This window comes from Isoptericola sp. Y581 (assembly GCF_059445475.1).
In genome coordinates this window covers 485,512-497,715 of record NZ_JCAIUK010000002.1, presented here as the reverse complement: position 1 = coordinate 497,715, position 12,204 = coordinate 485,512, and the positions used below count along the sequence as shown (strand labels likewise).

13 protein-coding genes are annotated in these 12,204 nt (G+C 74.1%); 2 read left to right on the top strand and 11 right to left on the bottom strand.

What is annotated here, in order from left to right:
• The first annotated feature begins 26 nt into the window (after positions 1–26).
• Complete coding sequence (locus AC1C2W_RS05400; RefSeq protein ID WP_495412577.1) at positions 27–461, top strand: MerR family transcriptional regulator; 435 nt, start codon at positions 27–29, stop codon at positions 459–461.
• A gap of 6 nt (positions 462–467) precedes the next feature.
• On the opposite strand, the gene AC1C2W_RS05395 is transcribed toward AC1C2W_RS05400, so the two are convergent.
• From AC1C2W_RS05395 to rpsB, 7 genes are all read right to left on the bottom strand, one after another.
• Positions 468–1,019 (bottom strand): DivIVA domain-containing protein, encoded by a 552-nt coding sequence (locus tag AC1C2W_RS05395; protein ID WP_495390281.1) that lies wholly within the window; start codon positions 1,017–1,019, stop codon positions 468–470.
• Positions 1,016–2,206 carry a 23S rRNA (adenine(2503)-C(2))-methyltransferase RlmN gene (gene rlmN / locus AC1C2W_RS05390; protein ID WP_495412576.1) on the bottom strand — a complete coding sequence of 397 codons (1,191 nt, stop codon included), beginning with the start codon at positions 2,204–2,206 and terminating at the stop codon, positions 1,016–1,018. The genes AC1C2W_RS05395 and rlmN overlap by 4 nt, the downstream gene beginning before the upstream one ends.
• Before the next feature lie 9 nt (positions 2,207–2,215).
• Positions 2,216–3,112: a phosphatidate cytidylyltransferase gene (locus AC1C2W_RS05385; protein ID WP_495390279.1), complete on the bottom strand. Its 897-nt coding sequence runs from the start codon at positions 3,110–3,112 to the stop codon at positions 2,216–2,218.
• The gene (gene frr, locus AC1C2W_RS05380; RefSeq protein ID WP_495390278.1) at positions 3,112–3,669 is read right to left on the bottom strand and encodes a ribosome recycling factor; all 558 of its coding nucleotides are present in this window, start codon (positions 3,667–3,669) and stop codon (positions 3,112–3,114) included. The genes AC1C2W_RS05385 and frr overlap by 1 nt, the downstream gene beginning before the upstream one ends.
• A 46-nt stretch (positions 3,670–3,715) precedes the next feature.
• On the bottom strand, positions 3,716–4,474 hold the full coding sequence (pyrH, locus tag AC1C2W_RS05375) for a UMP kinase (protein WP_495390277.1): 759 nt from the start codon (positions 4,472–4,474) through the stop codon (positions 3,716–3,718).
• Positions 4,475–4,708: 234 nt separating this feature from the next.
• The gene (gene tsf, locus AC1C2W_RS05370) at positions 4,709–5,548 is read right to left on the bottom strand and encodes a translation elongation factor Ts (protein WP_495390276.1); all 840 of its coding nucleotides are present in this window, start codon (positions 5,546–5,548) and stop codon (positions 4,709–4,711) included.
• 111 nt (positions 5,549–5,659) lie between these two features.
• Positions 5,660–6,661 (bottom strand): 30S ribosomal protein S2, encoded by a 1,002-nt coding sequence (rpsB, locus tag AC1C2W_RS05365; protein ID WP_495412575.1) that lies wholly within the window; start codon positions 6,659–6,661, stop codon positions 5,660–5,662.
• Positions 6,662–7,213: 552 nt separating this feature from the next.
• On the opposite strand from rpsB, the gene AC1C2W_RS05360 reads away from it, so the two are divergent.
• Positions 7,214–7,834 carry a murein hydrolase activator EnvC family protein gene (locus tag AC1C2W_RS05360; protein ID WP_495412574.1) on the top strand — a complete coding sequence of 207 codons (621 nt, stop codon included), beginning with the start codon at positions 7,214–7,216 and terminating at the stop codon, positions 7,832–7,834.
• A 29-nt stretch (positions 7,835–7,863) separates the two neighbouring features.
• Here the strand turns inward: AC1C2W_RS05360 and AC1C2W_RS05355 are convergent, their stop codons facing one another.
• The 4 genes from AC1C2W_RS05355 to AC1C2W_RS05340 all read right to left on the bottom strand — a co-directional run bounded on the left by AC1C2W_RS05355 (position 7,864) and on the right by AC1C2W_RS05340 (position 12,113).
• Positions 7,864–8,811: a tyrosine-type recombinase/integrase gene (locus AC1C2W_RS05355; RefSeq protein WP_495390273.1), complete on the bottom strand. Its 948-nt coding sequence runs from the start codon at positions 8,809–8,811 to the stop codon at positions 7,864–7,866.
• A gap of 107 nt (positions 8,812–8,918) precedes the next feature.
• A complete protein-coding gene (gene dprA, locus AC1C2W_RS05350; RefSeq protein WP_495412573.1) occupies positions 8,919–10,223 on the bottom strand; it encodes a DNA-processing protein DprA in 1,305 nt (434 codons plus the stop codon).
• Positions 10,216–11,754 carry a YifB family Mg chelatase-like AAA ATPase gene (locus AC1C2W_RS05345; RefSeq protein WP_495390271.1) on the bottom strand — a complete coding sequence of 513 codons (1,539 nt, stop codon included), beginning with the start codon at positions 11,752–11,754 and terminating at the stop codon, positions 10,216–10,218. Before AC1C2W_RS05345 ends, dprA begins: the two co-directional genes overlap by 8 nt.
• On the bottom strand, positions 11,754–12,113 hold the full coding sequence (locus AC1C2W_RS05340; RefSeq protein WP_495390270.1) for a YraN family protein: 360 nt from the start codon (positions 12,111–12,113) through the stop codon (positions 11,754–11,756). The genes AC1C2W_RS05345 and AC1C2W_RS05340 overlap by 1 nt, the downstream gene beginning before the upstream one ends.
• Between the last annotated feature and the right edge of the window lie 91 nt (positions 12,114–12,204).

Sequence of the window (12,204 nt, the reverse complement as noted above, 5' to 3'; positions counted from 1 at the left end):
GACGCTAGAGTTTGACACTGATGTCAATGTCAAGCGTGACTCAGGTCACGCAGTCGACCCAGGACAGGAGGCGCGAGATGAAGATCGGCGAGGTCGCCCGGCGCACCGGTGTGGCGCCCCGGCTGGTGCGGTACTACGAGCAGCAGGGCCTGCTCACGGCGGCCCGGGCCTCGAACGGGTACCGCACGTACGCCGAGGACGACGTCGCGCGCGTGTCGCGGGTCGCGAGCATGGTCCGGGCCGGTATCCCCACCCGGCTCATCAAGGTCCTCCTCGACATGGAGGAGGCGTGGGCGGCGGACTTCCCCACCTGCCCCCGCGCGGTGGCCGAGATGCTCGCGAGCGAGCTCGTGGAGATCGAGGACCGGCTCGCCTGCCTCACCCGCAGCCGCGACACCATCCGCGACGTCCTCGCGCGCACCGAGCACACCGCCCTGCTGTCGGAGGCCGGCGCGCCCTGACCGACGTCACTCGACGCCGAGCAGCACCTCGATGGCGCGGGCGAAGAAGCTGTCCACCGAGGCCTCGGCGTACCCGTCGGAACCCTTCGCACGGCCGAAGGTCGCCGAACGGACCTCCAACGCGGCCAGCGGCTCCTGCCGATCGAAGTAGGCCACGAGCTGGTCGCAGAGGGCGTCGACGTCGTCGCAGTCGTACGCCCGCGCGCCACGCTCGGCGGGCGCGAACTTCTTCCCGTCCGGCCGGCCCAGGCGCCCGTACATCGTGCGCGCCCGGTCGGCCAGCGCCGCCATCCACGCCTCCTGCCCGTGCGCGGCCACGTACTCGGCCCGCTGCCGCGCGATGAACGCGGCCTCCAGCCGGTCCAGCGCGGCGTCGACCTCGTGCGTGTCGTACCCGCCGCGCACCAGGTCGAACGTCGAGACCTGGATGTCTGCGTGCGACAGCGGTTCGGCGGTGCGCCCCTCGTAGGCCTGACGAGCGTGGTCGAAGAACTCCTCGACCTCGTCCCGCTCGTACCCGGAGCGCATCGCGGAGACCGTGCTGAACAGAGAGCTCACTCGTCGTCCTCCTCGGCGGCCAGCTGCCCGCAGGCGCCGTCGATGTCGCTCCCGCGGGTGTCACGGATCGTGGTGGGGATGCCGTGCCCGTGCAAGCGTGCCACAAACTCGTCCTCGACGGCACGCTCGCTCGCGGTCCAGATGGACCCGGGCGTCGGGTTCAGCGGGATGGGGTTCACGTGCACCCAGCCGCGCCCGCGGGCGTTGAGCTTCTCCCCCAGGAGGTCGGCGCGCCAGCCGTGGTCGTTCATGTCCTTGATGAGCGCGTACTCGATGGACACGCGCCGGCCGGTGACCTCGTAGTAGTGCCGGGCCGCGTCGATCGCCTCGTCCACGCTCCACCGGGTGTTGATCGGCACCAGCTCGCTGCGCAGGTCGTCGTCCGGGGCGTGCAGGCTGAGCGCGAGCGTCACCGGGATGCCCAGGTCGGCGAGCTTCAGCATCGCCGGCACGAGCCCCACCGTGGAGACCGTGATGTTGCGCGCGGACATGCCGAAGCCCTCGGGCTGCGGCGCCACCAGGGCCTTGACCGTCTCGATCACCGCCCGCGGGTTCGCCAGCGGCTCGCCCATACCCATGAAGACGAGGTTGTTCAGCCGCGTCGGGCCGCCCGGGATCTCCCCGGCGGCCAGCGACCGGAACGCGGCCCGCACCTGCTCGAGGATCTCTGCCGTCGACAGGTTGCGCGTGAGCCCGAGCTGGCCGGTGGCGCAGAACGGGCACGCCATGCCGCAGCCCGCCTGCGACGACACGCACAGCGTGGTGCGCTGCGGGTAGCGCATCAGCACCGACTCGACCTTCGCGTCGTCGAACAGGTGCCACAGCGTCTTCACCGTCGTGCCGCCGTCGGCCTCGAGCGTGCGCGTGGGCCGGATGAGCGGCGGGAACATCGTGGTCGCCATCGCCTCGCGGGTCGCCGCGGGCAGGTCGGTCATCAGCTCCGGGTCGGACGTGTAGTGCTGGAAGTAGTGCGTTGCGAGCTGCTTGGCCCGGAACGACTTCTCCCCCATCGCCTCCACGGACGCGACCCGTTCGGCCGGCGTGAGGTCGGCGAAGTGCTTCGGCGGCTTGCCCCGCCGGCGCGGCGCCATCTGCAGCGGCATCGGCGCGGTCTCGTCGCCCGGCCGGATGACGGGCATCCCGAGGTCGGTGCCGGGCGTCGCGGGACGTGCGGGGGTGGCAGGCATGGGGGTTCCTTACAGGGCCGTCGACGGCGCCATCGTGAGCACGAGGTACACGAACGGAGCGGTGACGACCAGCGAGTCGAGTCGGTCCAGCACGCCCCCGTGGCCGGGGAGCAGCGAACCCATGTCCTTCAATTCTAGGTCCCGCTTGATGAGCGACTCGGCAAGGTCGCCCACCGTGGCCGTGATCGCGGTCAGGATGCCCAGCACGACGCCGAGCAGCGGGCTGGCGTCGAGCACCAGGACCGCGCCCGCGACGCCCACGGCGGTCGCGAGCGCGAACGAGCCCGCCAGGCCCTCCCAGGTCTTCTTGGGGCTCACCGTGGGTGCCAGCGGGTGCCGCCCGAGCGTCACCCCGGCCACGTACCCGCCGACGTCGTTCGCGACGGCCAGGAGGATGAACAGCGCTACGCGGAGCTCACCCTCCGGCTGTGCGAGCAGCAGGAGGACGAAACCCGCGAGGAACGGCACGTAGGTGGCGGCGAAGACCGCCGCCGCCGAGTCCCGCAGCGCCTGGGGGCCCGGGCCGTCCAACACCCGCCAGACGACCACCGCACCCACCGTCAGCACGTACGCGACGAGCAGGGCCTCCGGCCCCGACGTGTACGCGGAGACGACCATCCCCACCCCGCCCACCAGGAGCGGGAGCATCGGGATGTGGATGTCGCGACGCGCGAAGGCCTGGCGCAGCTCCCAGAGGGCCGCGCCGACGGCGACGGCCGCGACGAGGACGAAGGGCTCGGGTCGGAACCAGAGGGACGCCGCCACGGCGACGAGCAGGAGCACGCCGACGGCGATCGCCACGGGCAGGTTGCGGCCGGCACGCGAGGCTTGCGGGCCGACCGCCCCGCCGGTGGACGGGTCGAGCGGGGACGCGTCCTCGCCCGGTTCGAGGGGATGGGTCACCATCAGACCTCGAGCAGCTCGCTCTCCTTGCCGGCGAGCAGCTGGTCGACCGCCTCGACGTGCTTCTTCGTCAGCGACTCCAGCTCCTTCTCGGCGCGGCCCACCTCGTCCTCGCCGGCCTCGCCGTCCTTGACGATGCGGTCGAGCTCCTCCTTGGCCTTGCGGCGCACGTTGCGCAGGGAGACGCGCGCGTCCTCCGCCTTGCCCTTGGCCATCTTCACGTAGTCGCGGCGCCGCTCCTCGGTGAGGGCGGGCATGATCACGCGGATCGCGTTGCCGTCGTTGGACGGGTTGATGCCCAGGTCGGACTCGCGCAGCACCTTCTCGATCGCCGTCATCGAGGTCTTGTCGAACGGCGTAATCAGTACCGTGCGCGCGTCGGGGATGTTGAACGACGCGAGCTGCTGCAACGGCGTGGGCGCGCCGTAGTAGTCCACGGTGATCTTCGAGAACATGCCGGCGTTCGCCCGGCCGGTGCGGATGCCCGAGAAGTCCTCCTTGGCGACCTCGATCGCCCTGTCCATCTTGTCCTCGGCCTCGAGGAGGGTGTCGTCGATCACCGGTGCTCCTTTGTCGTCGTCATGATGCCGTCGTGTGCTGTCGCGGTCAGTGGGTGGTGACCAGCGTGCCAATCTTCTCGCCCAGCAGGGCGCGGGTCACGTTACCCGGCGCCTCGAGCCCGAAGACCCGCATGCGCACGTCATTGTCCCGGCAGAGGGACAGCGCCGTCGCATCCATCACGTTCAGCCCGCGCACCAGCGCGTCCGTGTACGTCAGGTGCTCGAGCCGCTGGGCGTCGGGGTCCGTGCGCGGGTCGGCCGAGTAGACGGCGTCGACACCGTTCTTGCCCATGAGGACCTCGTCGCAGTCCGTCTCCAGGGCCCGCTGTACGGAGACCGTGTCGGTGGAGAAGTACGGCATACCGGCACCCGCGCCGAAGATCACGACGCGCCCCTTCTCGAGGTGGCGGATCGCGCGCAGCGGGATGTAGGGCTCCGCGACCTGGCCCATCGTGATGGCGGTCTGCACGCGGGTCTTCACGCCGTCCTGCTCCAGGAAGTCCTGCAGCGCCAGGCAGTTCATCACCGTGCCGAGCATGCCCATGTAGTCGGCCCGCGCGCGGTCCAGGCCGGCGCGCGAGAGCTCCGCGCCGCGGAAGAAGTTGCCCCCGCCGGAGACGATCGCGACCTGCACGCCCTGGCGCACCGCGTCGCCGATCTCCTGCGCGATGCGGCGCACCACGTCGGTCGCGAGACCCACGTTGCCGCCGCCGAAGGTCTCGCCGGAGAGCTTGAGGAGCACCCGGCGCGCGGGCGCGGGCTCGCCCGTCGCGGGGGTCGGGTCGGTCTGGTTCGTCTCGGTCACGTGCGCCACCGTCGCTCTCTCGGTCTTTTTCACAAGTGTTCCGCATTGTTCCGCGTCTGCCGGCACCTGCCGGGCACTCCTCGACGTCTTTGCGCGCCCTCGCCCAGCCGTCCTATGGGGTGTCCTTGCCGAATCCTGGCACCGGACGCCCGATCCCGCTCCGTCGCGCGGGCGGGTATGCGACAGGCCCGGCCGCACCGCGGACGGTGCGGCCGGGCCTGAGCGCTGCGTGCGTCAGCTGCCGACGCGGAAGCGGACGAAGCCCAGCAGGTTGCCGCCCGTGGTGGCGACGTGCTTGGCGACGGTCGTCTTCGTGTCCTTGGCCAGCGGCTGGTCCACGAGGACGGCGTCCTTGAAGAAGCCGTTCAGCCGGCCCTCGACGATCTTCGGGAGCGCAGCCTCGGGCTTGCCCTCGGCGATCGAGACCTCGCGCGCGATCTCCCGCTCCTTGGCGACGACGTCCGCGGGGACGTCGTCACGGGAGAGGTACGTCGGCGACAGGGCCGCGATGTGCTGCGCGATGTCCTTGGCCACCGGCTCGGCTGCCTCGTCCGTGGCGACGACCACGCCGATGGACGGCGGCAGGTCCTTCGCCGTCTTGTGCAGGTAGGTCGTGACCTTCGGGGCCTCGACGCGGGCGACGCGGCGCAGGACGATCTTCTCGCCCAGCGTCGCGCCCTGCGCGGCGATGAGGTCGGCCACGGTGCCCTCGGCAGCCGGGGCTGCGAGGGCCGACTCGGCGTCGGTGGCGCCCGCCGCGGCAGCGGCGTCGAGGACGCTGTCGGCCAGCGTGATGAACTTCTCGTTCTTGACGACGAAGTCCGTCTCGGCGTCGAGCTCGATCAGCGTCGCGGCCTGGCCGGCGGCCGAGTCCTCGACCTTGACGGCCACGAGGCCCTCGGTGGTGGCGTTGCCCTCGCGCTTCGCGGCGCGGGCAAGGCCCTTCTTGCGGATGATCTCGATGGCCTGCTCGGCGTTGCCGTCGGCCTCGTCGAGCGCCTTCTTGACGTCGAGCATGCCGGCACCGGTGCGCTCGCGCAGCGCCTTGATGTCAGCGGCGGTGTAGTTCGCCATGGATGTCCTCCGTGCTGGTTCGAGTTCCGCCCGGTCCCGGTCGGGGCGACGGGCGGAAGGGGTACCGGGGAGTCCGCGGGCCGGTCGCGATCGCGACCGGCCCGCGGGGCCTCACTCGGACTTCTCGGCGGCCTGCTCGCCCTCGGCGGCCGGGGTCTCCTCGGCGACGGGGGCCTCAGCGGCCGGGGTCTCCTCAGCAGCCGGGGTCTCCTCGGCGACGGGGGCCTCAGCAGCCGGGGCCTCCTCGGCGACGGGGGCCTCAGCAGCCGGGGCCTCCTCGGCGACGGGGGCCTCAGCAGCCGGGGTCTCCTCAGCGGCGGGGGCGTCGGCCTGTGTGGCCTCCGCGCCGGCCAGGAGCTCGCGCTCCCACTCGGCCAGCGGCTCGGCCTCGGTGGTCTCCGCGGCATCGCCCTTCTTGCCCGAGTGGCGCTGCAGCAGGCCCTCGGCCGCCGCGTCCGCGATCACGCGGGTCAGCAGGGTGACGGAGCGGATCGCGTCGTCGTTGCCGGGGATGGCGTAGTCGACAACGTCCGGGTCGCAGTTGGTGTCGAGGATCGCGACGACCGGGATGCCCAGCTTGCGCGCCTCGTTGACGGCGAGGTGCTCCTTGTTGGTGTCCACGATCCAGACCGCGGACGGCGTCTTGGCCATGTCACGGATGCCGCCGAGGGTGCGCGCGAGCTTGTCCTTCTCGCGACGCAGGACGAGGAGCTCCTTCTTCGTCAGCGACGAGCCGGCGACGTCGTCGAAGTCGATCTCCTCGAGCTCCTTGAGGCGCTGGAGACGCTTGTGCACGGTGCTGAAGTTGGTGAGCATGCCACCGAGCCAGCGGTGGTTCACGTACGGCATGCCGACGCGACCGGCCTGATCGGCCACGGGCTCCTGCGCCTGCTTCTTGGTGCCGACGAACAGGACGGAACCGCCGTGGGCGACGGTCTCCTTGACGAACTCGTAGGCGCGGTCGATGTACGACAGCGACTGCTGGAGGTCGACGATGTAGATGCCGTTGCGCTCCGTGAAGATGAACCGCTTCATCTTCGGGTTCCAACGGCGGGTCTGGTGTCCGAAGTGGACACCGCTCTCGAGGAGCTGGCGCATGGTCACGACGGCCATGACACGTCCTTTCGCAGTGTGCCCCCGGATCCTCCGGGATGCACACTCATCAGGCGAGCGGTCCTGCCCTGGAGCAGGTGACCGGTCGCGGTACTCGGTTGGTCGGTGACAGGCATCTGGCCCGGCACCCCTGGCGTCACGCCGGGCCGGCACCACCCCCGGGGAACCCGGGTGCGGACCGCTGCCGACGCGGCCACGCCCCTCCCGCCGGCCGACCGGCGCTCGGGGCGCGTACGTGACGCGCGATGTCGACCTGCTCGCGGAGCCCGCCCCCGGCCGGGCGGCACCGCGGACGTCAGGGACGATCCGCGGGAGTTCCACCGGGAGTGGTCGGGAGCGAAGGCGCGAGCCGATCGCGCCGCCGAGTCTACCCGACGCCGCAGGGCCGCGGAGCGCACCCGTGGGCCGCCGGGTTCGACGGCGACGAACCCGCTCCGCGGTACGTCGCGCGCCCCGACGCGGGCCGCCACGACACTGCCCCCAAGACCTCTGCGTCCACAGCTCCGGGCGGCCCAGGCGGCGCCCCGACCCGATACTGGCACGGTCGTCCGCATGACCACCGCCCCCGCGCTCGCGGCCCTGCTCACGATAGTGCTCACCGTCGCCGCGTCGCCGCCGGCCGCGATCGCCCCGGCCGCCTCCTCCGCCCCCACCGCCCCCACCGCCCCCACCGCCCCCACCGCCCCCACCGCCCCCACCGCCCCCACCGCCCCCACCGCCCCCACCGCACCGACCTTCGCACCCACCGCCACCGCACCCACCGAAGGCTGGGAGCGCCCGGTCCCCGGAGCGGTGGTGCATCCGTTCGACCCGCCGGCCGAGGACTGGCTGCCGGGCCACCGCGGCGTCGACCTCGCCGCGTCCGACGGGGCGGAGGTGCGCTCGCCCGCCCCGGGGGTCGTGACCTTCGCCGGGCCGGTCGCGGGGAAGCCGGTGGTCGTCGTGACACATCCCGACGGGCTGCGCTCCACCTTCGAGCCGGTGGCCGCCGCATTGGAGCGCGGTACGACGGTCGGCCGCGGCGACGTCGTGGGGCGGCTGGCCGAGGGGCCGGGGCACTGCGACCCCGCGCGCTGTCTGCACTGGGGCGTGCTGCGCGGTGAGACGTACCTCGACCCGCTCGCCCTGCTCGGCGAGGCCGCACCGATCGTGCTGCTCCCGGGCAGCCCCTGAACCGGCTCGTCGGGCGGGCCTCCGGCGCGTCAGGCGCGGGGGAACGCCTGCACGAACACCTTGCGCAGCCGCTCCCCGTCCACGTGCGTGTACCGCTGCGTGGTGCCGAGGTCAGAGTGCCCCAGCACCTCCTGGACGGAGCGCAGGTCGGATCCGCCCTGGAGCAGGTGCGTCGCGGCGGAGTGCCGCAGGGCGTGGGGTGCGACGTCCTCCACACCCGCCATCGCCGCGAGCCGGTGCACGGCCTCGCGCACCTGGCGCTGACCCCACCGGCCGCCCCGCGCGCCGAGCAGGAGGGCCGCCCCCGACGTCGGCTGCGCCAGCGCGGGCCGGCCCCGGGCGAGCCACTCCGCGACCGCACGGGCCGCGGGAACGCCGAACGGCACCACCCGTTCCTTCCCGCCCTTGCCGAGCACCCGCACGAGCCGTTCCGTGAGGTCGACGGCCGACACGTCCACCTGGACGAGCTCGCCGACGCGGATGCCGCTGCCGTAGAGCAGCTCGGCCGCCGCCCAGGCGCGCAGCGCGGCCGGCCGCTCGTCGGGTCCGGCGGTGTGTGCCTCGTCGCGCGCGGCGTCGAGCATCGCCGCCGCCGCGTCGGCGCTCAGCACCGTCGGCAGGGTGCGCGGCACCTTGGGGCTGGCGAGGCGTGCCGTGGCGTCGGTCGGGACCAGGCCGCCCCGGTAGGCCCAGCGGAGGAACGCCCGCGCAGCGGCCCCCCTGCGCGCGATGGTGGCGCGTGCCAGGCCCCGGTCCGCCTGGGCGGCGAGCCACCCGCGCAGGACCCCGACGTCCACGTCGGGCAGGCCCCCCGCGCCGTGGCGCACCGAGTACCGCAGCAGCGAGCTGATGTCCGCGCGGTAGGCGCGGCGGGTGTGCACCGAGTGCCCCCGCTGCACGGCCAGATGCTCGTCGAATCGCTCCACAGCGTCCGCGAGCGACGCCGGCAGCGGCGGGAGGTCCGGATCGGTGTCCATCCAGGTCAGTGTGCCCCCGGCCCGCCACCGCCACGGTGATCGGGCACGCGTGTCGACCGACCCCAGACCCACTCGGCCGGCAGGAGCCCGCGCGTGCGCGCCGGGCCTCAGGGCGCGCGGTGCCACCTTCCGCCCTCCTGCGCGGCGAGACCGTGCTGCTCCAGCGTGCCCAGCCCGGAGAGCGTCTCGGCGACGGACAGGCCGGCGGTGCGGGCGAGCGCGTCCAGGGCCGCCGCCGCACGAGCCGGTAGCGCGTCCCACGCCCGCTGCGCGCGGCCACCGAGCGCCTCCACCGACTCGGGGCGGCGCCCGCCCGAGCCCCGGCGACTCCCGACGGCGGCGGCGCCCGACGCCCCACCACGACGCTCGCCGGCCGCGCCCGCCTCCCCCGCGTCCATCGGCCCGGCCAGCTCCGCGACCTCGGCGGCGTCGGTCACGCAGACAGCGACGCCGTCCCGCAGCAGCGCGTGACACCCCGTCGACGTGCCGGACGTCACCGGGCCCGGCACCGCACCCAGCGGGCGCAGCAGCTGGGCGGCGTGCCGCGCCGTCGACAGCGCGCCTGACCGCCAGGCCGCCTCCACCACGACCGTCGCGCAGGACGCTGCAGCGATGAGCCGGTTGCGCGCGAGGAACCGCTGCCTGAACGGGGCCGAGCCGGGCGGGACCTCGCTCACCACCGCGCCCGCCCCGGCGGCGATCCGGCGCAACAGCTCGTGGTTGCCCGGCGGGTAGTACCGATCAACTCCCCCGGCGAGCACGGCGACGGTGGACGCGCCGCCCGCAAGCGCCCCGCGGTGCGCGGCGGCGTCGATCCCGTACGCCCCACCGGAGACCACCGTGAACCCGCGGTCGGCCAGCCCGGCCGCGAGGTCCGCGGCGACGTGCTCGCCGTACGCGGTGGACGCGCGTGCCCCGACCACCGCGACCGACCGGTCCGCGAGGGCGGCCAGGTCCGGGTCGCCCCGCACCCAGAGGGCGAAGGGCTCCGCCGCGCCGAGCTCGCCGAGGCGGGTGGGCCATCGCGCGTCGCCCGGGATCAGCAGCGTGCCGCCGAGCCGCGCGAGCACGCGGAGCTCCCGACGCGGGTCGAGCCGATCCAGGCGTGGCACCCACCGCGCCACCGCTTCTAGCAGCCGGTCGGCGGCCACCGCGGTACCCAGCGGCTCCAGCGCCGCACCGCGCAGGGCGCGCGCAGGGTCCCCGACGGCGTCGAGGAGCCACACGAGCGCGCCCGGCGCCCCGAGATGGGTGACGAGCGCGCCGGCCACCGGGTCGCCCGGCTCCACCAGCCTGCTCCAGGCGGCGCGGGCGAGCACCGGGTCCGCGGCGTCGAACGGCACGGCCCCCGCGCCTGGCGCCAGGCGACCCGAGCGCTCTGTCCGGGGTATGTCGAAGAGCGGGTCAGCCATGGTTCCCCCTCGTGCGCATCGTCACGGCAGTGGACACGTCATCGGCGTCCGGGGCGGCCCGCCCACCCAGGTCGGCGACGGTCCACGCGATCCGGAGCACCCGGTCGGCGCCGCGCAGGCTCAGCACACCGCGGTCGATCATCTGCTCGACGGGCCGCAGCACGCGCCGGTCGCTGCCCAGCCGTTCTCGCAGCCACCCGCCCGGTACCTCGGCGTTCGTGGACCACGGAGTGCCGGCCAGCCGTTCGCGTGCCGCACCGCGCGCCCGCGCGACGCGGCACGCCACGTCGGCCGTCGACTCGCCGGTCGGCCCCGCCGTGCGCTCCGCGCGCGTCACCGGGAGCACGTCCACCTGCAGGTCCACCCGATCGAGCAGCGGTCCGGACAGACGGCCGAAGTACCGGCGCTTCGCCGCGGGCGTGCACGCGCAGTCCAGGCCCTTGTTGACCGTCGCCATCCCGCACGGGCACGGGTTCGCCGCGAGCACCAGCTGGAAACGCGCGGGGTAGCGCGCCGCACCCCCCGAGCGGTGCAGCACGAGCTCGCCCTGCTCGAGCGGCTGCCGCAGGGTCTCGAGCACGCGGGACGGGAACTCAGGCGCCTCGTCGAGGAGCAGGACGCCGCGGTGCGCTCGCGAGACCGCGCCGGGGCGCGCCATCCCGCTGCCGCCGCCGACGATCGCCGCGGGGGTCGCCGTGTGGTGCGGGTCCTCGAAGGGCGGCCGGGTCATCAGCCCGTCCCCGGGGTCGAAGGTGCCCGCGACCGAGTGCACGGCCGTGACCTCGACGGCCTCGGCCGGGGTCAGGTCGGGCAGGACGCCCGGCAGCCGGGCCGCGAGCATCGTCTTGCCGGCCCCCGGTGGTCCCACCAGCAGCAGGTGGTGCCCGCCGGCGGCCGCGATCTCCAGCGCGACCCGCGCCTGTGCCTGCCCTACGACCTCCGCCAGGTCGCCGGGTCGCCGGCGCGCCACCACCTGCCGGAACGGGCGCACGGGATCGAGCACCGGCACCTCCGCGAGCTCACCGCCGTGCAGCAGCACGACCTCGGCGAGGCTGGCCGCGGCGTGGACCCGTGCCCCGGGCACGAGCCGCGCCTCGTCCGCGTCGGCGGCCGCGACCACGACGTCGGGGCAGCCCGCCTCGACCGCGGCCGCGACCGCCGGGAGCACGCCCCGCACCGGCTGCAGGCGCCCGTCCAGCCCGAGCTCCGCCAGGTGGACCACGCGCTCCAGACCGGCGCCGGGGACGCTGCCGTCCCCGGCGAGGATCGCGACCGCTATCGCGACATCGAACGACGAGCCCGACTTGCGCAACGACGCGGGTGAGAGGTTGACGGTGATCTTGCGGTGCGGCCACCGGACACCTGTCGACAGCACCGCGGCACGGACGCGTTCGCGCGACTCGTGCAGCGCCGCGTCGGGGAGCCCCACCAGCGTGAACCCGGGGACGGAGGCCGCGAGCTGCGCCTGCACCTCCACGACGTGTCCCGAGAGGCCGGACAGCGCGACCGCCGCCGTCGTGCCGAGGCCCATCAGAGGACCCCGACCAGGTGCTCGACCTCGGCCGCGCCCGCACGCGGGAGCACCACCGCCACGACGTCCACCCGCACCTCGCGGCACCGGACGTCGGCGTGCTCGACGAGCCACTGCCCGGTGAGCCGGCGGATCCGCGCCAGCTTCGACGCCGTCACCGCCTCGGCGGGATGCCCGAACGCCGTGCCCCGGCGGGTCTTGACCTCGATCACGACCAGCACGTCACCGTCCATGGCGACGATGTCCAGCTCGCCCGCCGTGCCGCGCCAGTTCCGTTCCAACACCACGAGGCCGTTCGCCTCCACGTGGCGTGCCGCCACCCGTTCCCCGTACTGCCCGACGGCGTCCTTCGCCCGCATCGAACCACCTCCGCGGGAAGCCTGACCCGCGCCAGGGCACCGCCCGCCGCAGGAGGGGTGCCTGTGCACGACGGCCGGACCTGGGGGCAGC